This window comes from Pseudohalioglobus sediminis, from assembly GCF_008370495.1.
GTDB lineage: Bacteria > Pseudomonadota > Gammaproteobacteria > Pseudomonadales > Halieaceae > Halioglobus.
This window is the reverse complement of the sequence record NZ_VTUX01000005.1, coordinates 107,942-131,502: the sequence shown is the minus strand read 5'-3', so window position 1 is coordinate 131,502 and position 23,561 is coordinate 107,942. Positions and strand designations below refer to the sequence as shown.

The window sequence follows — 23,561 nt, the reverse complement described above, 5'->3', positions numbered from 1 at the left end:
CCAGCAAAAGCCCCGGTTTTACCACCGGGGCTTTTTCGTATGCGGTTGCGGGAAGCGTTTCTTCCCGTTGCGTGCCGGGGCAGGTCCCGCCTGGCGCGCCCTGTAAAATGGGTTAGCGTCTGGGCGATTGAACAGGGTGTTTTTTATTGTGCGAAAGCAAATGATTCCAGCCGCCTGCCTGTTGCCGGAGAGTAGTGCCAACCCGGCGCTGTTTCCAGCAACATTGCGGCAGTCGGCGCGCTGAACATGACGTTTCGTAATGCCATTTTCGCCGGCGGTGGCAGTCGTTGCCTCTGGCAACTGGGCTTTTGGGACGGCGCCAACAGCGCCGGCCTCGCGCTCAATCGTTCGGTTCGCTATGCCGCCAGCACCAGTGCCGGTAGCGCCATGGCCACGGCGGCGCTGCTGGATCGCGCACCCGAGGCCCTGGAACTGTTCAAGCGCCTGACTGCCGACAATCCGCGCAATATCCACTGGCAAAACCTCAGGCCCGGCACGGGCAAACCCCTGCTGCCGCACATGGACATGTACCGGCGGGCGCTGGAGGAATTTCTGGTCGAGGACGATCTGGTGGCGCTGCAGGACCGGCGCCTGGAATTTCTGATGGCGCGCTTTCCGCGCTATCTGCCGACCACACCGGGCACCCTGCTTGCGTTCAGCCTGTACGGTGTCGAAAAACACCTGACCGGCGTGTTGCACCCGAGCTGGACCCGGCGACTGGGTTTCGAGCAACTGGTGCAGGGCAACCACGACGTGGACAGCGTCGAAGAGCTGATCGAGATTATCCTGGCGTCTTCCTGCGTACCGCCGGTATTGCCGGGAAACGGCTATCGCGGCCAACGTGTGCTGGACGGCGGCATCATCGACAACGTTCCCGCCCACCTGGCGGATGGCCTCGAGGGCAGGACACTGGTACTGCTCAGCAAGCGCTACCCCCGACCACTGCCAGAACCGGGACGGCGCGTTTATGTGCAACCGTCGCAACCGGTGCGCATCGACAAGTTCGATTACGCCAACCCAGAAGGTTTACAGGAAACCTATGACCTGGGCCGGCGTGACGGGCAAGCGTTCGCCGACGGCCTCAGCGCGCAGGAGTCGCTCAGAGGGGTATCTGCTGGGTAATGCAGTGGATGTTGCCGCCACCGAGCAGGATTTCCCGGCCCGGTACGCCGACTACCTGGTGCTGCGGAAACACAGCTTGCAGGATGTCGCGGGCGTCGTCGTCGTGGCGCGGATCCAGCAGCGGGAATACCACGCGCTGGTTGGTGATAAGAAAATTGGCGTAGGAACCCGCCAGGCGCTCGCCTGCCATTCTCGACATGCCGCCGGAAGGGGCTATGCCGGCGGCTTCTTCCGGCTGCAGCAGCAGCGGCCCGGGCATGGGCAATTTGTGCACGGTAAACCGGCGACCGCGGGCATCGGTCTCCAGTTCCAGGGCGGCAAGGCACTCCCGGCAGATCTCGAAGACCGGGTCAACGGGGTCGTCGCACCAGGTCAGCAATACCTCCCCAGGGCCGGCAATGTGCAGGATGTTGTCCACATGGCCATCGGTTTCGTCATTGTGCAGGCCCCGCGGCAGCCAGATGATCTTGTCGACATTCAGGTAGTCCTTTAACAACGCGCCTATCGCGGACTGGTCAAGTTGTGGGTTGCGACCGGGGTGCAGCAGGCATTCTGCGGTGGTGATACAGGTGCCCTGCCCGTCCACGTGGATGGAGCCACCCTCGAGTACCAAGGGCGCCCGGTAGCGGCCCTCGCCGCGCGCCGCCAGCACGCTGGCGGCCATGGCCGCATCCAGCGACCAGTCCGGATACAGGCCGTTGACCTCGCCACCCCAGGCATTGAAACCCCAGTCGATGCCGCGTTTCTCGCCCTGCGAATTCACCACGTAGGTGGGCCCGATATCCCGCATCCAGCTGTCGTTACAGGGAATTTCCAGAAGCGTTACCCCGGCGGGCAGCAGCGCCCTGGCGCTCTCGCGCTGTGCAGCGCTGATGCACATGATGACAGGCGTGGCTGCTGCGATGGCGGCGGCCACAGCAGCAAACGCGCGCTGGGCCGGTCCGGCTGCCTCGCGCCAGTTGTCGGCGCGTTCCGGCCAGGCCATCAACACGGCCTGTTGTGGTTCGTGCTCGCCGGGCATGCGGAAGCCGTCCGCCCGGGGTGTGCCTGGCAGTGAACTGCTCATGCGTCCGCTGGCCCGCATGCGTGTTGCGCCAGCGGCTGGTACAGTTCCGGCCGCCGGTCCCGGAACAGGCCCCAGGCGCGACGATATTCGGCGACCGCGTCCAGGTCGATCGAAGCCAGCAGGATTTTGTCATCGTCGCGACCGGCTTCAGCAATTTTCTCGCCGGTATGGTCAGTGATAAAGGAGGAGCCATAGAACGTGGTGGTGATGCCGTCATCTTCCTCCACGCCGGTGCGATTTGAAGCGATGACGGGCAGCACGTTGGCCGCCGCGTGACCCTGCATGACGCGCTGCCAGTGATCACGTGAGTCCAGTTCGTTGTCCTGGGGTTCAGAGCCGATCGCGGTGGGGAAAAACATGGCTTCCGCGCCCATCAAAGCGCAACAGCGAGCCGTTTCCGGGAACCACTGGTCCCAGCAGATACCTGCGCCGAAGACACCGTAGCGCGTGCGCCAGACCTTGAATCCGGTGTCTCCCGGGGTGAAGTAGAATTTCTCGCAATAACCCGGCCCGTCGGGGATGTGTGTCTTGCGATAGTTTTCCAGCACGGTGCCATCGGCGTCGATCATCACCAGTGAATTGAAGAACGTATTGGTGTCACGCTCGTAGTAGCTCAGTGGCAGCACTACCTCGAGCTCTCGGGCCAGCAGCGCAAAGCGCTCAATCAGTGGATGGCCTTCCCGCGGTGCAGCCAGATCCAGGTAGCGGTACTGTTGCGTCTTGCAAAAGTAGGGTGTGGCAAACAGCTCCTGTAGCAGGATCACCTGGGCGCCGGCGGCGTGCGCCTCGCGCACGGCGTTCTCGGCCTTGTCCTGGTTGGCGTCAAGGTCCCAATCGATGGCGAGTTGGGTGGCGGCGAAAGTCACGGTGCGGCTCATGGCTGGCATTTCTCCGGTGCGAGCAGGGTGTGCAGTTCAGTGCCTCAGGATAGAACACCTGGTCAGAATATGGTCTACCACCTTCGGGTAAGGGCGCTCAGAGTAATTGCCACAGCGTGTCGAAAAGGATTTGCTGCGTGGAGGCGATGGCGGCGGAATCTATGATCACCACCACCGGGAAATTTTCCTCCGCCAGGGTAATCATCGCCACTTTTGGCGGGTAGATGGCAATGTACGAGGCATCAGCGGCGGCTGCCGCCGGTAGCCACTTGCGCTCTGCGTACTCGGCTTCATCCCCGCCTTCTCCGACGGCAATCACCCGCACGCGGATGCCCCGGCTCTCCCGCTGCCGGGTAAAATTCGGGAACGGGCGGTAAAGGTGTTCGCGCAGTGTCTTGGTGGATATCACCGCATAGCCCCGCTCCGGGTCCTTGGCGGTGCTGTTGAGAATGTCCCGCAGCACCAGTTCCACGCCATCGTCGCCTTCGTAAAAGCGCACATTCCCGGGGCTGAACACCGCGCGGCTCTGCTTGAGCTCGGGTATGACTTCCGTGCGTAGCTGCTCTACCGCCTGGTTCAGGGCCTGCTGTTTGCGCTCTGCCAGGTGCAGCAACTGGTCCGGATCCTCGGCCTGGAACACGCGCCGTTTACCGCGTGGGAAATAGTTGACCACACCCTTGGTGGCCAGTTGCTTGAGTGTTTCATAGGTGGTGCCGCGGTTGATGCCGGCTGCCGCCGCCACATCGCGAATAGACGCCGGCCCCAGTCGCAGCAATGCGCGATAGACTTTGATTTCGCGGTCGTCCAGACCCAGCTGATGTAGGCTTTCGAGTTTCACTTGTTGTCAATTTTTATGTGACAAAAAACGTTGTATTGATTTATCGCAGCATTAATATGCGCTTAACGAACTAACTCTGTCAAAAAAAAACTGACAGTGAGCCTGACAACCTCGCTGGGAACGCGCCAGATGAACCTCGAAATCATTATTCTTGCCGCGGGCCAGGGCACCCGCATGAAGTCCGCATTGCCCAAAGTCCTGCACCCCGTGGCGGGCGTACCCATGTTGCAGCATGTGCTGAATACGGCCCGGGAGCTGGAGCCGCGTGCCGTGCACGTGGTTGTCGGTCATGGCGCTGAAGCTGTGCGCGAGGCCATCGCCGACCCGGATATCAACTGGGTGGTGCAGGAGCAGCGGCTGGGCACCGGGCACGCCGTGCTCCAGGCCATGCCGTCGGTGGCGGCAGACAGCATTGTACTGGTGCTGTACGGTGATGTGCCCCTGATCACTGCTGCAACCCTGCGCGCCCTGGTCGCACGGGTAAGCGCTGCTCCGGCGCTGCTCACAGCCCATGTGGCGAACCCGGCCGGCTACGGGCGCGTGCTGCGCGATGAGTGGGGCAATGTACGCGGTGTGGTTGAGCACAAGGACGCCGGAGCTGAAGAGTTACTGATCGATGAGATCAACACCGGCGTGCTCGCCGCACCGGCCGCCGACCTGAACAACTACCTGCCCGAAGTGGGTAACGGTAACAGCCAGGGCGAGTATTACCTGCCGGATGTGCTGGCGATGGCGGTAGCAGATGGCAAGGCCGTGCCCGCGCAGGTCGCGCCCTCGGAGCTGGAGATACAGGGCGTCAATGATCGCTTGCAACTCAGCGCTGTGGAGCGGGAATTCCAGCTGCGACAGGCCCGGGAGCTGATGCGAGAGGGTGTCAGCCTGGCGGACCCGGCCCGGCTGGACATCCGTGGCCAGTTGACCTGTGGCGACGACGTGGTGATTGACGTCAATGTCGTAATCGAGGGGACAGTGACCCTCGGCAATGGCGTGCGTATCGGCCCCAACTGTGTGCTCAGGAACGTGCAGATAGCAGACCACGCCAGCGTGCACGCGATGTGTCACCTAGAGGACGCTAGCGTCGGCCCCGATGCCAATGTCGGACCCTATGCGCGCCTGCGTCCGGGCACCGAGTTGGCGGCAGGAGCCCGCATTGGCAACTTCGTGGAAACCAAGAATGCCCGCATCGGCCCCGGCAGTAAGGTCAATCACCTTACCTATATCGGTGACTGTGACATGGGCGAGGGCGTCAATGTGGGTGCCGGCACCATCACCTGCAACTATGACGGCATCAACAAACACAAGACCGCGATAGGTGATGGGGTCTTTATCGGATCAAACAGTACGCTGGTGGCACCCATAGACATCGCCGCTGGCGGTTTCGTTGCGGCGGGTTCCACGCTGACCAAGCCGGTCGGCGGTGACGAACTGGCGGTAAGCCGTGCGAAGCAGCGCAACATCCAGGGCTGGCAGCGGCCGGGTAAACAGGACGGGGACAAGTAGTATGTGTGGCATTGTAGCGGCGGCGGCCAGGCGCGAGGTTTCGGAGATATTGCTGGAGGGGCTGCGGCGGCTCGAATACCGCGGTTATGACTCCGCCGGCATGGCGTTGCTGGATAACGAAGGCAACCTGCTGCTGCACAAGCAACTGGGTAAAGTCAGTGAACTGGAGCGGGTGCAGGCCTTGCAGCCGCACTATGGCTGCACCGGCATCGCGCATACGCGCTGGGCCACGCACGGCGAGCCCTCCGCCGCCAATGCCCACCCTCATATTTCGGGAGATCGCCTGGCCCTGGTGCACAACGGCATTATCGAGAATCACGCCACTTTGCGTGATGAACTGAAGGCAGCGGGTTACGATTTTGCCTCCTCCACTGATACCGAGGTCATAGTGCACTTGCTGCATTACTACCTGCAGCAGGGCCTGGATCTGCTGGAAGCCCTGCGCCAGGCAGTGGCCAGGCTCGAGGGCGCCTATGCCATTGCCGCGGTTGATGCCGACCACCCGGACCAGGTCGTGGCTGCGCGCCAGGGCAGCCCCCTGGTGATCGGCGTCGGTATCGGTGAGAATTTCCTCGCCTCCGACCAGATGGCCCTGCGTCAGGTCACTGACCGCTTTATCTATCTTGAGGAGGGTGACATGGCGTTGATTTCCCCCTCCTCCCTGCAGGTATTTGACCAGCAGGGTGAGGCCGTTAGTCGCGAACAGACCCGCATCGACGAGGTGGTCGAGTCGGTTGATCTCGGTGGCTACGATCACTATATGCTCAAGGAAATCTACGAGCAGCCCCGCGCGCTGGCGGCCACGTTCAGCGCCGGTGCCGGCCTGCTCAGCGACGACGCCTGTTTCGGTGACAACGCTGCGGATATTTTCGACCGCGTCCGCAATGTGCAGATTGTCGCCTGCGGTACCAGCTATCACGCCGGTATGGTAGGCCGCTACTGGCTTGAGGAGTTGGCGGGAATCCCCTGTGAAGTCGAAGTTGCTTCTGAATTTCGATATCGCAAGCGGGTGCAGCACGAGGGCACCCTGCTGCTGACCATTTCGCAGTCCGGTGAGACCGCAGATACGCTGGCGGCGCTGCGCAACGCCGCTCCCGGTGAGTTCGTCGGCTCGATGGTCATTGCCAATGTGGATAACAGCTCACTGGTGCGCGAGAGTGACCTGGTGTTTCTTACCCGGGCCGGGGCGGAGATAGGCGTTGCCTCCACCAAGGCATTCACCACGCAACTGGTCGCCCTGCTGATGCTGACAATTGCCCTGGGCAGGCGCGGCGGGATGGAGCCGGAGACACAGCGTGAGCTGGTCAACGCCCTGCAGCGTTTACCCGATTACGTGCAGGAGACGCTGGAACTTGATACCAACATAGAGGCCCTTTCCGAGGCATTTATACCCAAGCACCACGCGCTGTTTCTCGGCCGCGGCATACAGTATCCGATCGCCATGGAAGGGGCGCTGAAGCTCAAGGAAATCTCGTACATACACGCTGAGGCATACCCCGCCGGCGAATTGAAGCATGGACCGCTGGCGCTGGTGGACGACGACATGCCGGTGATCGCCGTGGCGCCGGGGGATGAACTGTTGGAGAAATTGAAGTCCAACCTGGAGGAGGTGCGCTCCCGTGGCGGCGAACTTTTCGTGTTTGCCGATCGGGCAGCGGGTTTTGAGAGCGAGCCTCGCGTCCGGGTATTGAACATGCCGCACTGTCCCGAGGCCATGAAGCCGGTGATATACACGGTGGCCCTGCAACTGCTCTCCTACCATGTTGCGGTGCAAAAAGGCACGGATGTGGACAAGCCGCGCAACCTTGCCAAGTCGGTGACGGTGGAATAGCGGCCGTCGGGCCCCGCAGCCAGTGTGCAGAACTAAAAATTCTTGAACATAAAAGAATAATTAATGCGCACTGACAGAAAAATTGCCAACTCAATAAATAAAAATTAGTAAATATAACGTTTATGTTCCTTTTTGGCCGGCTTTAGTCTTGCACTCGATGTTTTTTCCTCATGATCGGGAATCCTTCCTTAGTATCGTAATAAGACGTAGGTTGTTGGCGGGAGTTAAGTTAACACCCTCTAATCTCTTTGGAGTTTATAGAAGGGCTGTACGACTTATTCCAACACAGTTCGATGTAATCAATGAACAGTTGGGCATTGATGGTAGCGCTGCTATAAGAAGACATAACCTAGCCCCACTTATAGATTTTCTTGATGGGTCTAGCTGCTATTCTGAATGGTTTCTAACTGAGTTCAAAAATAAGAATCCGCGGAAGGAACGGGCGAGGCCCGAAGTAGATTATCGGGTTTTCGGGCACTGCCAGGTAGACTTGTAAGTATCCCCTGATTAGCTCCACGCATTACTAGAGTTTTCCGCCTGTTTGGCGGCCACCAAATACTCGATTGGAGTCAGGTCTCAGAGCGAGTCATGAGGCCGCTGTTCGTTGTACTTCCTCATCCATTCGTTGGTGAGAGTCCTCACCTCCGTCAGTGAACTGAACAGGTACAGATCCAGGATCTCGTCCCTGTAGGTTCGGTTAAAGCGTTCAACGTACGAGTTCTGGGTAGGCTTGCCTGGCTTGATAAAGTCCAGGTGTATGCCGTGATTCTCTGCCCAACCTGCCAACGCGATGGACACAAATTTCGGCCCGTTGTCGCAGCGCATTTTCTCTGGAAAGCCCTTTTGCTCAGCAATCCGATCCAGTACTCGGATGACCCTGGCTGCTGGCAAATTCAGGTCTATCTCTATCGCGAGGATTTCCCGATTGAAACCCTCCAGGACATTGAAGGTGCGGAACCGACGACCATCGCGTAGGGTGTCGCTCATGAAGTCCATCGACCAGCACTGATTGGCCATGCTCGGTACCGCCAGTGGCTCTGGATTACGGGTTGGCAGCCTGCGCTTGCCTTTGCGCCGCTTGTTTAGCCGCAGGAGGCAATAAACGCGATGCACGCGTTTATGGTTCCAGCCGTATCCACGCCGCCTCAGCGTCTTGTACACCTTGGGAAAGCCCCAGCCAGGGAATTCCTCAACGACCGCATGAATAGCTTCAATCACGGGCGTATCCTTGGCCGTGTCTGGCCGTGTCTGGCCGGTAGCGGTAGACAGAGCGGCTGAGGTTCAGTATCTGGCATGCTGCCCTGAGGCTCAGCCCGTGCATCTGACTGGCGAAGTCGACGAGCTCGCGCTTCGCTGCCGGCCTTAAAACTTTTTTTCAACGATATCCTTAAGGGCTTCATGCTTGAGACTGAGATCGGCGAACATCCGTTTGAGCCGGCCGTTCTCCTCTTCAAGCTCCTTCAGTCGCCGTATATCGGATACCTCCATGCCGCCGTATTTGGCTTTCCAGTTGTAGTAGGTCGCATCTGAAATGCCGTACTCGCGGCAGACTTCCATCACCTGTCTACCGCCTTCGACTTCCTTCAGCACCTTCACAATCTGGGATTCAGCGAATCGGGATTTACGCCTTGTCGTTCTCCTTGCCTCATTGATTATGGCTGAGAACTCCAGATTTGCGCGGGACTATTGGATAGGGTATTTACAAAACTGTTCCCTTAAATCAACCACGCCTTGTTGATACTCGAAGTACGGAAAGCAATTTTTTTCGATATCTGATAGCAAGTGATGCTGACGACATGTTTTAACTCCAAACGGCTTGGAAGATCGCCCAGAGTTACCAGGAACATCCTGGACTCTAAACCAGGGCTGATAACTATCCATTGTTCCCGTCCCCACGCCCTTTCTCAGGTTGCGGTCGTAATCCTGTATTGACTGATAGCGCCCTCCTCTTGCCATATTTACCCCTTTAGGTGGATATGATGACAGACAATACTGTATATAAATACATATGACAATCATAACATATTGATATATATAGTATTTATTTGGTTTTCTGTGCATTCCCCGTCGTATTTGTTGTTTTTCATGACGATCTTGTCATTAGAGAGTTGGGGGCTTAAATTCGTAGTTAAATTGCGCAAAAATGTTGATAACACATTGTTTTATCGGGGAATTAACTTCATTTTCTGGCTCGGGTGTCAGCTAAAAAGACACATTTTTACTGGCCAGTAGTTATTCGATTTGTGTGTTTTATATGCTGAGCGGAAGCCTGCGCACCAGAGGTATCGTCTACCGGCTCTTACTCGGTGTGAGGTCCTGCGTAGTTAAATGCCAGACATTGCATATCTCCGGGCCTATTGGTGAGTCCCCATAAACTGACTGAAATCAGGAAAGGGATTTCGGATTTATGATAATCTGCCGCTCTCAAATATTGGGTGATGGACCATCTATATGCTTAGACTTTTTTCCCGGCTCTCTTTTACCTTCACGATTCTGATTTTCATTTCCGCGTGCTCTACACATCAAACAGTTGTTGAGTACGAGGGCTCAGGAATTGCAGCACCTGAAGCTGGTCCGACAATTAACTCTATTGTGGTATCTGATGACCGAGGCACAGAAAGTAACTGGCTTGGTGCTATCCGTGGTGGTTATGGCAATGTATTGAAGACTCTTCAAACAGAGCAATCTACGGACATCATCGTCGATCAAATGTACACAGCCGCTTTGGGGCAGAGTGGGATCTATAGTACGGATATTGATGGGCCTTATAGTCTGAAAGTATCCATATCGAAATTTGACTGTAGTTACTATTTCAACAGAGAAGCACATGCCCATGTACGCATATCGTTAATTGAAAACGAGAGCAGAAATGCGGTGTTTGAGAAGTCATATAAGACTGATGAAACTGAAAGTGGGGTAGGAGCAGGCGTTTTTGGCGATGTCGATACCTTGCGCGATCTCGCTGAATTAGCCATGAACAAGACAATAGATAAAATGCTATCGGATGATGAGTTCATTCTAGCGGCTACTAAACAGTCCGAAACTGCAGTTGGTATTAGGATTAAAAAGCTAGAGTCTCTGTATCGAGAGGATTTGATTACAGAAAAAGAATATCTAGATAAGCGAGAGAAGATACTCTCGGAAATATGAATCGATATTAAAAAATAGGTATCAATTAATGAAGCACCTGGTCCTATCGGCTCTCATGATCTCAATATTTCTCTCGGCTAGTGTGTACGCACGTGATGATAGAAATCGTTACTCGATCAGTGAAGCCATGAATATTAGCGCGGCCAAAGAAAAGCTCAACAAGGGATACACTTATCTATTTGGATCGGCTGCCCACGCATCGGTAGAGGATAGTCACGGTGAGTTCATGTCCAACAAGAAAACAAATGCGGTCGGTAAGTCGGATGAGTTTGCTTGTCAGTGGGCTTTCTTGTCAGCGATGCTCAGTTTCCAAGACCGTATAGCCAAAGAGGGTGGCAACGCCGTCATTAACATTAAGAGTTACTACAAAAAGAACGAGTTTGTGAGTGAAACTGAGTTTGAGTGCGGCAATGGAGCCATCATGGCCGGTGTGACATTTGTGGGCGATGTCGTAACCTTGAAAGAATAGAATCCACCCGCTGATCTACCTTGGAAATGTACGACGTTATTGTTATCGGCGCGGGGCCTTCAGGAGCAGTAGCATCCGCTCTATTGGTCCAAAAAGGCTACTCAGTCATTGTTTTAGAAAAGGATAACTTCCCGCGCTTTTCGATTGGCGAAAGCCTCTTGCCCCACTGTATGGAGTTTATTGAGGAAGCCGGGATGACCGCAGCGGTTGAATCAGGCGGGTTCCAGAAGAAAAACGGCGCTGTTTTCCAGCGCCAAGGGGCCTACAGTAGCTTTGATTTTCGAGAAAAGTTTACTGCTGGGCCTGGAGAAACATTTCAGGTCAAGAGGGCGGAGTTTGACCGGATTTTGGCGAATGAAGCTGAGAGACTTGGTGCCGATATACGCTACCAACATAAGATAGAAAATGTTGAGATCGATGATTCATCGGTAACGGTAACCTGTATTACACCCGATCAAACAGTTGTAGAGTTGGGAGCGAGATTTGTTCTTGATGCCAGTGGTTTTGGCAGGGTGCTGCCAAGGCTATTTGATCTGGAGCACCCCTCAGATTTTCCTGTGCGTTCATCGTTGTTCTGTCATATAGAAGATCGTATTACAAACAGTAAATTCGATCGAAATAAGATTCTTATCACCGTACATCCTGCTCACAAGGATGTCTGGTATTGGTTGATACCATTTAGCGATGGCCGTTGCTCGATTGGCGTAGTAGCAGAACCTGAGTTTTTAGATCAATACCCAGATGATTTGGATGTGAGATTACGCTCTATCGTTGTAGAAGATCCGGAGCTCAATCAGCTATTGTGTGAGGCGCAGTGGGATACTGAAGTCCGGCAGATAACGGGCTATTCTGCGGATGTTAGTACGCTGGCAACAGCATCTTGGGCCTTGTTAGGGAATGCAGGTGAATTCCTAGATCCGGTTTTTTCTTCGGGTGTAACCATCGCCTTACACTCCGCCAGCTTAGCGGCGAAAATTCTAGACCGCCAGCTTCAGGGAACTAATGTAGATTGGCAGGTAGAGTATGCCGAGCCACTGAAGCAGGGGGTGGACACCTTCAGGGCATTCGTAACGGCTTGGTATGATGGCCGTTTCCAGGATGTAATATTTTATGAGCAGCAGTCTGAAGAAATACGCAATATGATTTCGTCTATTCTGGCAGGCTATGCTTGGGATATAGAAAACCCATACGTTGCCAATCCTGAAAGGCGATTGAACGCGCTGTGGCGTTACTGTAGTAATTAGCGATAATCAAAGTGATTCTAGGTTTTATCATGCACCGATGGAGTGGCTTCGTGTTCAAAAAATTGGCTCTGATTTCAATTTTATTCTCATTGTTGAGTGCTTGTAGTACGCAACAACCAATCCACAATGTACAAGACTCACTGGTTCCACCGAAGCACGATGGAACACTTTTAACAAAACAAGAAGTAAACCAAGCTATTGTTAAAGCTGCGACATTCAAGCGTTGGAAGGCATCCAATCTAGATGAGGATACTGTCCAAGCAAAAATTACAGTGCGTGGTCGTCACCATGCCACAGTCTTTATAGATTACTCAGAACTTAGCTACAACATTACGCTTCAAAGTAGCGATGGTTTGGATGAAAAGAATGGAAAAATCCATCGCAACTATAATAAGTGGATAATATTACTCGATGAGCAAATTCAAGCTGAATTGCTTGAAGCTTCGTCCGGTGGTTAGTTGTTTGTCTTTGTGCTCGGCGTGTTTGATATAACTGGTTGAAAAGGAATAGATTTGATGACAAGGATTTTTTTGGCATTAACTTTGGTTGTTCTCTCTCTGAGCGGGTGTGTCTCCAGTCAGCATGGTCAAAAGCTACCATCAGAAGCTTACGATAAGGTTTTTTATGTCGAGAGACAGCCGAAAGATGAGCGCAACTTGGCTAGCAATATTTCTAACATACTCAATGAGCGAGGATTCAACGCTACTCACGGCGAAAGGGGAAGTGTTCCTGAAGACGCCACGCACATAGTCAGTTATGTTGACAACTGGTATTGGGATATGCGGATGTACTTACTGAACTTGAAGATTGAGGTTAGAGATAGAAAGTCTAACTACATTATCGCTTACGGTGAATCTCATCAGACATCACTTGCAGCGATGGGCAAGACGCATGATGACATAATTAACCTGGCGTTGGACGAAATGATATCTAGGGGCAGGGTAGACTAGAGCAGAACTTGGCTTTGGTTTCCTAAGTTTGATGGCTAACTCATAACTGGATTTACTAGTACTTCCTAAATATTAAGGATGTATTAATTCCTCCGAAAGCGAAATTATTGCTCATGGCGATATCGCAACTCATCCGTCGACCAGGGCCAGTGATGTAATCTAGCTCGGCGCAGCGCTCATCGACATTGTCGAGATTGACTGTTGGATGAAACCAGCCCTCGCGCATCATGTTCAGAGTTACCCAGGCTTCCAAAGAGCCACAAGCTCCTAAAGTATGTCCTGTGTAACTCTTAAGCGCACTAATCGGTACATTTTTCCCCAGAACATCGTGAGTAGCCCGACTTTCAATAATATCGCCTTTGTCGGTGGCAGTGCCGTGAGCACTGACATACTGAACTTCCTCAGCAGCAATTCCCGCATCTTCGAGTGCCAGGTTTAGTACACGACAAATGGATTCGTGATCAGGCTGCGTCACGTGAAGGCCGTCGCTATTTGTACCGAAGCCGATGATTTCTCCGTATATGGTGGCGCCCCGTGCTAAAGCATGGTCGAGGTTTTCCAGCACTAGAGAACAGGCTCCCTCTCCTATTACCAAACCATCTCGATCACGATCGAAAGGTCTAGGTGTCAAAGATGGCTCCTTGTTCCTAGTCGAAGTGGCGTATAGGGTATCAAAGACTGCGGCCTCCGTGGCACAAAGCTCTTCTGCCCCGCCACAGAGCATGACGGTTTGAAGCCCATTACGAATGGCTTCATAACCGTAACCAATACCTTGACTAGAAGATGTGCAGGCGCTGGAAGTGGTGTAAATTCGGCCCTTTATTCCGAAGTAGACGCCTATATTGACTGGGGCGGTATGGCTCATCATGCGGATATAGCTGGTAGCATTTAGGCCATCTGTACGCTCGTTGAGCAGCATGTTACCGAACTCGCCCAACGCCGCAGTGCTTCCGGCCGAGGAGCCATACGATATGCCCATATCGCCACTGCCTAGAATTTGATCTCCTGTTAGACCTGCCTCTTCAATCGCATCCGCAGAGGCCGATACAGCCATCATGGCTATACGACCCATTGACCGAACGACTCTCCGAGACCACTCTGCAGGCCGCTCCCATGCAACCGGGCCACCAAGGCGTGTGAACAAGCCCTCGTACCTGTCCCAGTCCTCTATATACTGAATCTTATTAGCGGCCTTTTGTAGGCGGGGATATACTTCAACCCAATTGGTCCCGAGGGATGAGACACATCCTGTGCCAGTTACAACTACTCTATTCATTTGGTATCTATCAGCACAGACCGCCGTTGACGGAGATTACCTGTCTGGTGATGTATCCTGCCTCATCGCTGAGGAGAAACTTTACAGTGGCGGCTACTTCCTTGGTCTCGCCAAGCCGTCGCATGGGTATTGTGCGGGTGATTTCCTCTATGGGGGCGCCTTCGATCATATCGGTATCGATTAGCCCAGGCGCTACACAGTTCACAGTAATTTTCCGTTTGGCCAGTTCCAAGGCCAATGCTTTAGTGGCGCCAATTATACCAGCCTTGGCTGCAGAATAATTGACCTGACCACGGTTACCAATCAATCCGGATACGGACGCCAGAGTTACAATTCGACCGGGCGCGCGGCGTCGGATCATGGGCATCACTAATGGGTTGAGTACATTGTAAAAACCATCCAAGTTCGTGTGCACAACCGTGTCCCAGTCATCGCCTGATAGCGCAGGAAATGCATTGTCACGGGCCAGACCTGCATTGCACACAACGCCATAGTAAGCTTCATGTAACTCAAGATCTTGTTCTAGGACGGCTGCAACTTGGGTGCGATTGGCTATATCAAACTGAAGAAGGCGAGCAGAGCCCCCCTGTTCCTCGATCTCGTGCACGGTTTCCTTAGCGGATTCCAGGCCAGAGCGATAATGAACGACAATACTATAACCCGCTTTGGCGAGTTCCTTGGCGATGGCCTTACCAATTCCGCGACTGGAGCCAGTCACCAGCACAGTTTTTTTTGTCATGCCTGTTCTCCTGAAATCATGGATACGGCATCTGCTTCCGTGGGCTCGTAGACCGAGAGGGTGGCGTGCTGGTTTACACCTTCCCCTCGCACCGAGCAATCGAAGGCCGCCATCCCATTGCTGCCCTGGATGACGCGCTCGGCGGTGATTTCTAGTCGTTGGTCTACCCTAAACGTGTCTGTGTCTGTATTAAAGCGCCGGGTACCCAGCAGAAACCCGACCTTGATGGCCTGACCCTGACGCCAGTTTTCCAGGCCGGTGAACGCTGCCACGGCCTGTGCCATATATTCGATTCCAAGCCAGGACGGTACGGTGCCGTCTTTATCAAAGAGTTGATCTGCCCGCACCGTCAGGGCGCAGGTAATGCTTTCTGTTGAGTCAGCCAGAACTTCGTCCAGCAGAACCATGGGTGGTGCATGCGGTAGGATCTCGGCTATGTCTGGCTTATCTTTCATCGAGTCTCCCGATAATCAGTGAAACATTGCTTCCGCCAAATGCGAATGAATTACTCAGGCAATAAGCTGGAGTTGCCTCCATCGCCTCGGCGTTGGCCAGGTGTAGCAGGGGTAGAGCGGGGTCGACCTCTTCTTGATACAAGGCAGGCGGCAAGCGTGTGGGGCCGTCAGTTTGAAGCAGAAGCCAGCAAAAACCCAATTCCAGGGCGCCGGCGGCACCGAGTGTGTGCCCGGTCATCGATTTGCTGGAACTGCAGGGCACTGATTTAGGGAAAAGCCGGGACACGGCTTTGCTCTCCATGCTGTCATTTTGTCTGGTCGCTGTGCCGTGAAGATTGATATAGCCGATCTGTTCTGGTGCCAGACCTGCATCTCGCAACGCGCCGGACATCGCTTGGTAGGCCCCATCTCCCTCGGGGTGCGGTGCAGATATATGGTGAGCGTCGGAGCTGGCACAGCCACCTGCGAGGACAGGGCCCTTGGCCTCGCTGCTCATCAGGAAGATAGCTGCGGCTTCGCCGATATTAATACCGTCGCGATTGACGCTAAGCGGCATGTTCAGATGGGCCGACTGTGCTTCCAGGGATCCGAATCCTTGCAGGGTCATTTCACATAAACTGTCGACACCGCCGAAAACGACAGCATCACATAAGCCCGCTGTAAGCAGCCGTCGGGCGCTGAGAGCTGCGTTGGCAGACGAAGAACAGGCCGTGGAAATGGTGTACGTGGGTCCGGTCAACCCTAGATAGTTGGCGCTGAAATCCCCCAGACCCCCGAGCATGCCTTGGTAAGCGTGATAGCTGTCGGGATGGCTGCCCGCTTCCAGGACTCGTAGCACCGCTTCCTCTGTCGCATGAATGCCACTGGTACTGGTCGCCATGACCACACCCACCCGATCGCGGCCCCATTTATTCGCCGCGCGGTCTACTGCGGGCCGGATTTGATCGAGGGCGGTTGCTGCAAGACGATTATTCCGACAGTTATAATTTGCCAGTTGCGTGGGCAGTTTCGTCAGACGTGTATGGATTTGACCGACGCGGTAGGACCCTCGGGAGGCGAACAGGGTCTCCGGCTCGGGCACTGGATTTTCGGAGTCTAGCAGGCTCGCGGCAACTTCGGCCGGGGAAGATCCCAGCGTGCAGAGCATCCCCAGATCATTCAGGTGATACATTTTGCCATTCCATGGTGTGTATTCTGATTTCGATATTGTACTTCATGTCCTGCACAACGATATTGTCATACCACGGTGCAGAACCGTGGCGTGTTACGTTTATCCGTGAATCGTAAGATGTCCTGCTGAATGCTAGTCCGAGATAGGAAAGCAATTCGCCGGGACCGGGGTAGCCCTCCAGCCCCAACTGTTTTTGAATTCTGGTTCGCGTATCCTGCTCCACAGCCGAAAACAGAGGCATGCCATGGCCTGTAAGCAGAGCCATTTGCCCCTGGCCTTGTGAGGTGTTGAGCGCCACCAGATACGAGGTTACCTTATCGCTCTGCTGAATCTCGAGTTTTCCGCTCCACTGGTAATTTGTCGGCAATTCATTGAAAAACGCTGCATAGGGCACTGGGCCTGTGGAGTGATATATGCCGGAACAGCTCCAGAGCAGGCTGGCAAAAAGCAGGCTAACCAGCGCGCGCATCAGTTCGCCTCCTCGTTATCTTCTGTTGCCAGCAGCAGCGAGAGTAGCCAGGCGAAGAGTAGCCCGCTACCTATGCTAATACCGAACGCGGCAATCACTGGCGTGGCTGACAGTGATAGTGTGCCGAAAGCCAGTAGCGTGGAAGTTGCCGATAATGCGATCGCCAGTCGGGTTGCCGGGCGTGAGGATTTGGTGGCCAACTGGAGGAAGATGCCGAAATCAAGCGCCATCCCGCCCACGATAAACAGGGCGAGAACACTTACAATACTGAAACCACTGTGTAGGTATCCCAGCAGGGCAAGGCTGAGCAGTGAGGCGCCAACGGGCAGTAACATTATGAGCCCAGCCCTGACTGTATCGGTGAGAATAGCAAGGAATACGAAGACCAGTAGTGCCGCTGCCACTAGAAAATAGCTGGCCGACACCCGATACTTTTCAACAACGGCATTCACCTGGGCTACAGTGTCTATCAATGACACCCCGGTATTGCCGGTTATAGAGCGGGCTAGAGCGGAGGCATCTTCGCGGCCAGTCAACGCTAACCAGCTGGCACAGGTTTCTCCTGCACAGCCCAGGTAGCCACCGAGCCCCAGGGGAAGATCTATTCCTTCGAGGTGGTCCGGGCGCAGCGGGTCGGCGGGTCTAGCGATGGTCTCAAGATATGCTGTCGTTGTTTCCTCAGCCAAACCGAGCAATGCCATATGCCTCTGGATGAGCCCCTTCCTAGCCATTTCTTCCAGCACCTGGTGTTGGTGGGCCTGCTGGTGTTCACTGGGCACTATGGCCGAAAGACCTGGCCGTAGACCGCTTACTTCTGCGACAAGTCGCTCCTCCAGCTGCAGGAGCGACTCTGGATTTTCCGCCTTAAGCAGCAGGAAGCGACTTTCATTCGAGGTGTCCAAGGCGGTAGCAATGGCTTCCCTGCCCTTCTCGAGCAGTTCGGGTGCGGCGTAGAAGTCCCTTACCTCGTCCCGCGGGGAGAGCTGTATCAGACCGGGTACCGATATTGCTATGAGTAACAGGACGAGCGGCATTGGCCCCAGGCTAAGCCACGATGTGTCGTCCTGTTGTTGGGCGACACGAAGTGAGCCCGCTGCGCCCTTGCGATACAGCAGCGGAAACAGGAGACAGACCGTAGCGAAGCTACACGTGAGCCCCGCAGCCATAAACAAGCCGATCTGCTGTAGGCCAGGAAATGGAATAAGTGTGAGCGCTAGAAAAGCCACGGCAGTGGACACCACGCTCAGGCTTAGTCCGCGCAGCACCCCGGCCAGTGCTTTGTCCGGTGTCCAATCTACCAATTTTGAGTGGCACAGGTAATGAAAGGCATAGTCGGCGGCGATGCCAATAAGGGTGCTGCTAAAGACCAGAGCGATAATGTGGACCTGCTGGTATGTGACCAGTGTGATAGCGAATCCGCCGGCGACTCCCGCCATCACCGAGATGCCTGTGACGAAAAGCCCCATCGGGCTGCGCAGTACGATCGTTAGTAGCACGACCAGGGCCGAGATCGAGATGAGCCCCACGGTAGAGATTTCACTGCGCCCGCTCGCCACGCCATAGGAGGTATACAGAGGTGCGCCCAGTGCGTGGTAGGTGAGTTTGCGGTGTGAAGCATCCAAAACCAGGTCTTCGTGCACGGGATATAGACCAGCGAGCGCATTAAAGCCTGTGATGTCTGCAGGGATCTGTACTACCCTGAATTCTGTATCCTGCCCCCCGGTGAATCCCTCGACGGCGCTTGCCGAGAGAAAGTTTTGCAATAGCCCTAAAGGATCTTTTGGCAGGTTGACCAACCACTGGCCGCCCAGGGGGCTGTATAGCGCAGCGCGGAACTGGTCTAGATAGGCCTCTGGGTCATTGGCCAGCAGGCTGTAGTCAGACCGGGACATCAGCCCGGGAGCGAACGGTCCAAGCCGTTCGGCCAGAGCGGACCATCGTCTCGCTTGTTGTGCCTCGAAGTCCTGATCGACATAACCTGCCTGAGTCAGCTGTTCCACGGCGTGGTGTAAAAATATGCCAGCCTCCTCACCCTGCGCCATTAACACCAGCTGGCGGTTATACCGATGACTCGCGCGGGCGGCTGCCTGTTGTTGCCAGGGGTCAGTGTCAGATACGGGCAGGAGTTGCTGGAAATCTGTTGTCAGCCAAGCCTTCTCGGGCCACCTCAGCAGGAGCGTTGCGGCGATGACTGTGGCCAGCAGGCACCAGGCCGCCAAGGGCCTGATCTTAGTCACTTTCCTGGATCCCGGTAAGAGTCATCACGGTATAGTTGCCGGACTTCTCGCGTACCACGATAGAGCTGAGGGTGTGTGTCCCAGAAACTTCGATTGTGCTTAGGACCTGAGAAAGCAAAGGGTTTGCCGGGCGCATGTCCAGCTTCCAGGGCTCACGAGCAAAATCACCGGTTAGGTGGAAGTCCTGTTCCAGAGACTCTAGGTCGCCATTCATAAATCCTTTCATTATCCTGGCCATGATTGTACCCACACCGGGGTCTCTCACCCGTTTCCCGTCCAAGATCACGCCCTGCTTCGTTACGATCATCAAGGATTCTAGAGGGCTGGTGACATGCCACTGCAAACCTTGTTCGAGAGTGGCAGTGAAGTTCCCGCTGGACACGAATGGGGTGTCCATGAAAGAAAGGTGCTTCTCCTGCTGAAAGTACCCAGTTACACCATCATAGATCGCTAGCCTTTTTCTGAGCTCTTCGATAATTTCGGCTTCACCTGTATGGGCCTGGCTTGCAATAAACAGCAAGGCCAGAAGCAGGCATCGTTTCATAACAGGCTCAATCTTTCCTTCAGCACGGCTGGGCTGGCAAACAACATTTCACCTGAGGCGATGTCGAGGGCTACCTGTACTGTGTGGGCCCGCGTGAGCCGCCTGCCGGTTTGCTGGTCGGATATTTCATAGTTTATCTTGAGGCGGTTCTCGAACTCCGCAAGTCGCGCGCGGACACGGATTTTTTGACGATAGTTTAGAGGCCTTGCATAGCGAATATGGAGCTCGATTACTGGCCAGGCATAGCCTGAGGCCTTCATTTGCTCGATGTCGTAATCGATGTTGTTGAGCAGTTCGGTGCGGGCCAGCTCCAAGTACTTGGCGTAGTGTCCATGCCAGGCAATCCCCATCACATCGATATCATGGAAGGGAACTTCGACAGTTATTTCGCCTTCTGCGTAGCACTTAGGCATACAGCACCCAATGCTTCTCGCGTATGGCCTCAACCAGCCGTCGAAGGTCTTGCTCAAGCGGTCGGTCCTCCGTGAGGAAGGTCAGCAGTTGGGCCGTCCTCTCCAGATCCTGCTGCAGGGCAGGCTGCAGGTCTTGCAGGGTCAGCTGTCCGTCGCGGATGCGCAATGCAACGCCCTGGCAACTGATAGCGATACCTGCGGCAAGAACCTGCTCTACCAGTTCCAACACCCGAGTGCAGTCCCTTGCTGCAATTGTTCCCATACTCACTTTGTCTTGGTTATGGCACTCGGTGGAGCGAGAGAATATGCTGGCGGGCAAAGTGCCCTTGAGGGCTTCGGCAGTCCATGCAGATGCCGCGATCTGTACAGCCTTAAAGCCGTGGTTTATGGCGGCCTGTGTGCCAGTGGCGCCCGACAGGTTAGCTGGAAGCCCGTGGTTGAACTTGGGGTCAACGGTCTGGGCAATCTGGCGATCTACCAGGTCGGCCACATTGGCAAGAGCTGCTTTCAGGCTGTCCATGGCGTGGGCGATATGACCACCATAGAAGTGGCCCCCGTGGAGTACGTGCTCTCCTTCTGCGTCGATAATAGGGTTGTCGTTTGCGCTATTGAGCTCCCGTTCCACGAACGCAACGGTTGTGGGCAGCATGTCCTGCAACACCCCGATAACATGTGGAGCACAGCGCAATGAGTATCTGTCCTGTAGTCGGTTGCTGTTGCGCGGCACCTCACCGGTATGAAGATCGTCGTGAATCCATGCGGCAATCTGTTGCTGCCCCGGATGTGGCTTCACTGAGAAGAGCATGGGGTCGAAGTGGAAATCGTTGCCCTCTACCGCCACCGAGCATAGGCTGGTAATGCGCGTGGCGAGGCGTACCACGTACTGGGCTCGAGTGACCGCAAGACAGGCGATACCCGTCATAGCAGCAGTGCCATTCATAATGGCGAGTGCTTCTTTTGGTCGAAGTGATATCGGTTCTATGCCTTCTGCGGAATACACCTCGGCAGTCGTGAGTTGCTCGCCCCGGTACCACACCTCGCGATGCCCTTCGAGCACAGCAGCCAGGTAAGATAGGGGCGTCAGGTCGCCGCTCGCCCCGACAGACCCTTCCTGTGGGATGATCGGGATGATATCGCGTATTAATAATGTACTGATCTGCTCCAACAGCCTATAGCGAACCCCGGAATAGCCTTGGCAGAGACTTGCCAGCCGGGCAGCCAGTATTGCCCTGCTCTCCTCGAGTGAAAAGGCTTCACCCATACCACAGCCGTGGAAAGTGTAGAGGTGACGAGGTAATTCGTAGACCAGTTCCGGGGGTACGCTAACGCTGCAGGAGTCACCATATCCGGTGGTCACACCATAGATAACGCCGTCTTCGCGCAGTAACTTTTCCAGGAATTCAGCCCCGCGGTCTATGCGTGCTCTGAATTCGTCGGAAGTGTCCAGTTTCACCTTCGCCTTGCCGGCCGCGAGTGCTGCTACTTGGATGACAGTAAGTGGGGTGCCATCGAAAACGACTGTCTGTGAATTTTTCTGTACCATCATTCCTGATCCCAAAAGGGATAGAAGTTGAACCATTGCAGGGGAGCGTGGCGAAGGTTTTGTTCCAGTGCCCTGGAGTAGCGTTCGCTGTATCCCGTTACTGCTTGCTTCCTGCTAGACCGGGGAAGTTTTATGTCATCGGCGAATTTCTGGCAGCGGATTTTATAGCCTCTGCCCTCCCGGGTACAGAACAGGGTGTAAACGGGGCATTTTAGCAGCGAAGCCAGTATAAATGGGCCGTCGGGAAACTTGGCCTGCTTACCTAGGAACATTTGCTCGCTACAGCGCTCGCTGCTACTGGCCGGCACCCGGTCTGCTAGGATAGCGACAAATTCGCCGCGATCTACTCTTCCCTGTAACTCTATTGCTGTGGCCGGGCTCAGGTCACTGACTTCGATCAGGGTAATAGCTGTTTCGCCCACGACTTCACGTAGTAGCCGATTGAACATGTCGGCATGTTGGGTATGAACCAGAATATTCAGTTTCAGATCCGGGTTGCGTGTCGACAGGCCGCGACAGATTTCCATATTGCCAATATGAGCACCAAGAAGAACCGCCCCCCTACCGGTGGCGATCTGTTCCAGCAGGATAGGCCGGTCGGGAAAGCTGATCCGGTCCAGGATGCTGGAATTCGCCCACACAGCCAGGCGGTCCAGCGAGGCATTGGCAAAGGCATTGAAATGGCGATAGGCATTCCACCAGCCCGGTGCCGGCGTGTTGTCGTCAGGAAAAGTGGCCTGCAACCTGCCCAGGTACTCCAGCGAAGCGTCGCGCGCGAGTTTGTTTCGTAGGAAGTAGAACAAAAGTACCGGCTGGAGAATGATTCGGAAGGCCAGGAACCCTCCCAGTCGATACACCAGAAACAGGAACCGCATGCCCGTGAGAAAGCCATTCTCACGAATCTCTGACCAGCGCTGACTGTCAGCCACGGTGTTGCCACTTACGCTGGAGAATAAAGGGTAGCCGGAGACACATGCCGAAAAACATACGCGTATGAGCCCAGCTGATCAGCATATTGTCCTGCAGTGCCTTGAAGTGAGAAATACCGTCCTGAGGGTAGTGCACGGGCGTACGGAACTGAATTACCTGAACTCCCGCCCAGTGCAGCCGAACAAGTATTTCGGGGTCGAAATCCATCCGGTCGCCTGTTGCTGACGTGTCAATGACTCCTAGCGTACTCGCCAAGGGGTAGGCCCTGAAACCGCACATGGAATCTTCGATATCCAGGGAGAGTGTGTTGATCCATACCCAGAAGTGTGTGAGGTAGCGCCCGTAGTACCTGATAGCCGGCACATCGCGGTAATCAGGTGCGCCAGAGATAACGGCTTCGGGTGCACCACGTGACAGCGATAGCAGTTTACTTAAGTCGCCGAGCTCGTGTTGCCCATCGGCGTCGACTTGCAGTGCATGGGTATAGCCCTGCTGCGCGGCTTCGCGCAATCCGGCTTTCACAGCAGCACCCTTGCCGCCATTGTTCTCTCGCTCGATTAGCGAAGCCCAGCTAAATTCCCGGTCCAGCGCGCGCAGTGTTTCCGTACAGGTGGTGTCGGAACCGTCGTTAACCAGAATCACCGGGAGTTTGTAGGCTTCCAGTTGCAATAGTAGTGGGCGCACCGTGGTAGGGTGGTTGTATACGGGAATGACTATCGCAGGACGGTACATCTGG

General features: G+C 55.0%; 22 protein-coding genes and 1 pseudogene. 8 read left to right on the top strand and 15 right to left on the bottom strand.

Going from position 1 to position 23,561, the window contains the following annotated elements:
* The first annotated feature begins 246 nt into the window (after nt 1–246).
* A complete protein-coding gene (locus F0M18_RS11885) occupies nt 247–1,122 on the top strand; it encodes a patatin-like phospholipase family protein (protein WP_149611662.1) in 876 nt (291 codons plus the stop codon).
* On the opposite strand, the gene aguA is transcribed toward F0M18_RS11885, so the two are convergent.
* The 3 genes from aguA to F0M18_RS11870 all read right to left on the bottom strand — a co-directional run bounded on the left by aguA (nt 1,100) and on the right by F0M18_RS11870 (nt 3,904).
* On the bottom strand, nt 1,100–2,188 hold the full coding sequence (aguA, locus tag F0M18_RS11880; RefSeq protein WP_149611661.1) for an agmatine deiminase: 1,089 nt from the start codon (nt 2,186–2,188) through the stop codon (nt 1,100–1,102). The two genes, F0M18_RS11885 and aguA, sit on opposite strands and share 23 nt — an antisense overlap.
* Complete coding sequence (gene aguB / locus F0M18_RS11875) at nt 2,185–3,066, bottom strand: N-carbamoylputrescine amidase (protein ID WP_149611660.1); 882 nt, start codon at nt 3,064–3,066, stop codon at nt 2,185–2,187. The genes aguA and aguB overlap by 4 nt, the downstream gene beginning before the upstream one ends.
* A gap of 97 nt (nt 3,067–3,163) precedes the next feature.
* A complete protein-coding gene (locus F0M18_RS11870; protein ID WP_149611659.1) occupies nt 3,164–3,904 on the bottom strand; it encodes a TrmB family transcriptional regulator in 741 nt (246 codons plus the stop codon).
* 129 nt (nt 3,905–4,033) lie between these two features.
* On the opposite strand from F0M18_RS11870, the gene glmU reads away from it, so the two are divergent.
* Both glmU and glmS read left to right on the top strand, forming a co-directional pair.
* Complete coding sequence (gene glmU, locus F0M18_RS11865; protein WP_149611658.1) at nt 4,034–5,404, top strand: bifunctional UDP-N-acetylglucosamine diphosphorylase/glucosamine-1-phosphate N-acetyltransferase GlmU; 1,371 nt, start codon at nt 4,034–4,036, stop codon at nt 5,402–5,404.
* A gap of 1 nt (nt 5,405) precedes the next feature.
* On the top strand, nt 5,406–7,235 hold the full coding sequence (gene glmS / locus F0M18_RS11860) for a glutamine--fructose-6-phosphate transaminase (isomerizing) (protein ID WP_149611657.1): 1,830 nt from the start codon (nt 5,406–5,408) through the stop codon (nt 7,233–7,235).
* A gap of 507 nt (nt 7,236–7,742) precedes the next feature.
* Here the strand turns inward: glmS and F0M18_RS11855 are convergent.
* A pseudogene (locus F0M18_RS11855) lies at nt 7,743–8,888 on the bottom strand (IS3 family transposase).
* A 798-nt stretch (nt 8,889–9,686) separates the two neighbouring features.
* On the opposite strand from F0M18_RS11855, the gene F0M18_RS11850 reads away from it, so the two are divergent.
* Genes F0M18_RS11850 through F0M18_RS11830 form a run of 5 tightly spaced genes read left to right on the top strand, consistent with a single transcriptional unit; the run spans nt 9,687 to nt 13,048 of the window.
* Nucleotides 9,687–10,385 (top strand): SHOCT domain-containing protein, encoded by a 699-nt coding sequence (locus F0M18_RS11850; protein WP_149611656.1) that lies wholly within the window; start codon nt 9,687–9,689, stop codon nt 10,383–10,385.
* 28 nt (nt 10,386–10,413) lie between these two features.
* Nucleotides 10,414–10,854 carry an excinuclease gene (locus F0M18_RS11845; RefSeq protein ID WP_149611655.1) on the top strand — a complete coding sequence of 147 codons (441 nt, stop codon included), beginning with the start codon at nt 10,414–10,416 and terminating at the stop codon, nt 10,852–10,854.
* A 26-nt stretch (nt 10,855–10,880) separates the two neighbouring features.
* On the top strand, nt 10,881–12,098 hold the full coding sequence (locus tag F0M18_RS11840) for an NAD(P)/FAD-dependent oxidoreductase (protein ID WP_149611818.1): 1,218 nt from the start codon (nt 10,881–10,883) through the stop codon (nt 12,096–12,098).
* 50 nt (nt 12,099–12,148) lie between these two features.
* The gene (locus F0M18_RS11835) at nt 12,149–12,556 is read left to right on the top strand and encodes a hypothetical protein (protein WP_149611654.1); all 408 of its coding nucleotides are present in this window, start codon (nt 12,149–12,151) and stop codon (nt 12,554–12,556) included.
* 57 nt (nt 12,557–12,613) lie between these two features.
* Nucleotides 12,614–13,048 carry a hypothetical protein gene (locus F0M18_RS11830; protein WP_149611653.1) on the top strand — a complete coding sequence of 145 codons (435 nt, stop codon included), beginning with the start codon at nt 12,614–12,616 and terminating at the stop codon, nt 13,046–13,048.
* Between the two features lie 55 nt (nt 13,049–13,103).
* Here the strand turns inward: F0M18_RS11830 and F0M18_RS11825 are convergent, their stop codons facing one another.
* The 11 genes from F0M18_RS11825 to F0M18_RS11775 all read right to left on the bottom strand — a co-directional run bounded on the left by F0M18_RS11825 (nt 13,104) and on the right by F0M18_RS11775 (nt 23,557).
* Nucleotides 13,104–14,324, bottom strand: a complete 1,221-nt coding sequence (locus F0M18_RS11825) for a beta-ketoacyl-ACP synthase (protein ID WP_149611652.1) — start codon at nt 14,322–14,324, stop codon at nt 13,104–13,106.
* 10 nt (nt 14,325–14,334) lie between these two features.
* Nucleotides 14,335–15,063, bottom strand: coding sequence for a 3-oxoacyl-ACP reductase FabG (gene fabG, locus F0M18_RS11820; protein ID WP_149611651.1), 729 nt, complete (start codon nt 15,061–15,063; stop codon nt 14,335–14,337).
* Nucleotides 15,060–15,518, bottom strand: a complete 459-nt coding sequence (locus F0M18_RS11815; RefSeq protein WP_149611650.1) for an ApeP family dehydratase — start codon at nt 15,516–15,518, stop codon at nt 15,060–15,062. The genes fabG and F0M18_RS11815 overlap by 4 nt, the downstream gene beginning before the upstream one ends.
* Nucleotides 15,508–16,689 (bottom strand): beta-ketoacyl-ACP synthase, encoded by a 1,182-nt coding sequence (locus F0M18_RS11810; protein WP_149611649.1) that lies wholly within the window; start codon nt 16,687–16,689, stop codon nt 15,508–15,510. The genes F0M18_RS11815 and F0M18_RS11810 overlap by 11 nt, the downstream gene beginning before the upstream one ends.
* Nucleotides 16,673–17,158 carry a hypothetical protein gene (locus F0M18_RS11805; RefSeq protein WP_149611648.1) on the bottom strand — a complete coding sequence of 162 codons (486 nt, stop codon included), beginning with the start codon at nt 17,156–17,158 and terminating at the stop codon, nt 16,673–16,675. The genes F0M18_RS11810 and F0M18_RS11805 overlap by 17 nt, the downstream gene beginning before the upstream one ends.
* Complete coding sequence (locus tag F0M18_RS11800) at nt 17,158–19,200, bottom strand: MMPL family transporter (protein WP_149611647.1); 2,043 nt, start codon at nt 19,198–19,200, stop codon at nt 17,158–17,160. The genes F0M18_RS11805 and F0M18_RS11800 overlap by 1 nt, the downstream gene beginning before the upstream one ends.
* Nucleotides 19,201–19,387: 187 nt before the next feature.
* Entirely contained in the window at nt 19,388–19,939 is a 552-nt protein-coding gene (locus F0M18_RS11795; RefSeq protein WP_149611646.1) for a LolA family protein, read from the bottom strand.
* Entirely contained in the window at nt 19,936–20,352 is a 417-nt protein-coding gene (locus F0M18_RS11790; protein WP_149611645.1) for an acyl-CoA thioesterase, read from the bottom strand. The genes F0M18_RS11795 and F0M18_RS11790 overlap by 4 nt, the downstream gene beginning before the upstream one ends.
* Nucleotides 20,345–21,895: an HAL/PAL/TAL family ammonia-lyase gene (locus tag F0M18_RS11785; protein WP_149611817.1), complete on the bottom strand. Its 1,551-nt coding sequence runs from the start codon at nt 21,893–21,895 to the stop codon at nt 20,345–20,347. Before F0M18_RS11785 ends, F0M18_RS11790 begins: the two co-directional genes overlap by 8 nt.
* The gene (locus F0M18_RS11780; protein WP_149611644.1) at nt 21,895–22,824 is read right to left on the bottom strand and encodes an LpxL/LpxP family acyltransferase; all 930 of its coding nucleotides are present in this window, start codon (nt 22,822–22,824) and stop codon (nt 21,895–21,897) included. The genes F0M18_RS11785 and F0M18_RS11780 overlap by 1 nt, the downstream gene beginning before the upstream one ends.
* Nucleotides 22,817–23,557 (bottom strand): glycosyltransferase family 2 protein, encoded by a 741-nt coding sequence (locus F0M18_RS11775; RefSeq protein WP_149611643.1) that lies wholly within the window; start codon nt 23,555–23,557, stop codon nt 22,817–22,819. The genes F0M18_RS11780 and F0M18_RS11775 overlap by 8 nt, the downstream gene beginning before the upstream one ends.
* Nucleotides 23,558–23,561 lie beyond the last annotated feature (4 nt).

What these genes read in the sequence shown, in the direction of transcription:
- F0M18_RS11885 (WP_149611662.1), top strand. Translation starts at nt 247, where the DNA reads ATGACGTTTCGTAATGCCATTTTCGCCGGCGGTGGCAGTCGTTGCCTC.
- aguA (WP_149611661.1), bottom strand. Translation starts at nt 2,188, where the DNA reads ATGAGCAGTTCACTGCCAGGCACACCCCGGGCGGACGGCTTCCGCATG.
- aguB (WP_149611660.1), bottom strand. Translation starts at nt 3,066, where the DNA reads ATGAGCCGCACCGTGACTTTCGCCGCCACCCAACTCGCCATCGATTGG.
- glmU (WP_149611658.1), top strand. Translation starts at nt 4,034, where the DNA reads ATGAACCTCGAAATCATTATTCTTGCCGCGGGCCAGGGCACCCGCATG.
- glmS (WP_149611657.1), top strand. Translation starts at nt 5,406, where the DNA reads ATGTGTGGCATTGTAGCGGCGGCGGCCAGGCGCGAGGTTTCGGAGATA.
- F0M18_RS11850 (WP_149611656.1), top strand. Translation starts at nt 9,687, where the DNA reads ATGCTTAGACTTTTTTCCCGGCTCTCTTTTACCTTCACGATTCTGATT.
- F0M18_RS11845 (WP_149611655.1), top strand. Translation starts at nt 10,414, where the DNA reads ATGAAGCACCTGGTCCTATCGGCTCTCATGATCTCAATATTTCTCTCG.
- F0M18_RS11840 (WP_149611818.1), top strand. Translation starts at nt 10,881, where the DNA reads ATGTACGACGTTATTGTTATCGGCGCGGGGCCTTCAGGAGCAGTAGCA.
- F0M18_RS11830 (WP_149611653.1), top strand. Translation starts at nt 12,614, where the DNA reads ATGACAAGGATTTTTTTGGCATTAACTTTGGTTGTTCTCTCTCTGAGC.
- F0M18_RS11825 (WP_149611652.1), bottom strand. Translation starts at nt 14,324, where the DNA reads ATGAATAGAGTAGTTGTAACTGGCACAGGATGTGTCTCATCCCTCGGG.
- fabG (WP_149611651.1), bottom strand. Translation starts at nt 15,063, where the DNA reads ATGACAAAAAAAACTGTGCTGGTGACTGGCTCCAGTCGCGGAATTGGT.
- F0M18_RS11815 (WP_149611650.1), bottom strand. Translation starts at nt 15,518, where the DNA reads ATGAAAGATAAGCCAGACATAGCCGAGATCCTACCGCATGCACCACCC.
- F0M18_RS11810 (WP_149611649.1), bottom strand. Translation starts at nt 16,689, where the DNA reads ATGTATCACCTGAATGATCTGGGGATGCTCTGCACGCTGGGATCTTCC.
- F0M18_RS11805 (WP_149611648.1), bottom strand. Translation starts at nt 17,158, where the DNA reads ATGCGCGCGCTGGTTAGCCTGCTTTTTGCCAGCCTGCTCTGGAGCTGT.
- F0M18_RS11800 (WP_149611647.1), bottom strand. Translation starts at nt 19,200, where the DNA reads ATGGCGCAGGGTGAGGAGGCTGGCATATTTTTACACCACGCCGTGGAA.
- F0M18_RS11795 (WP_149611646.1), bottom strand. Translation starts at nt 19,939, where the DNA reads ATGAAACGATGCCTGCTTCTGGCCTTGCTGTTTATTGCAAGCCAGGCC.
- F0M18_RS11790 (WP_149611645.1), bottom strand. Translation starts at nt 20,352, where the DNA reads ATGCCTAAGTGCTACGCAGAAGGCGAAATAACTGTCGAAGTTCCCTTC.
- F0M18_RS11785 (WP_149611817.1), bottom strand. Translation starts at nt 21,895, where the DNA reads ATGGTACAGAAAAATTCACAGACAGTCGTTTTCGATGGCACCCCACTT.
- F0M18_RS11775 (WP_149611643.1), bottom strand. Translation starts at nt 23,557, where the DNA reads ATGTACCGTCCTGCGATAGTCATTCCCGTATACAACCACCCTACCACG.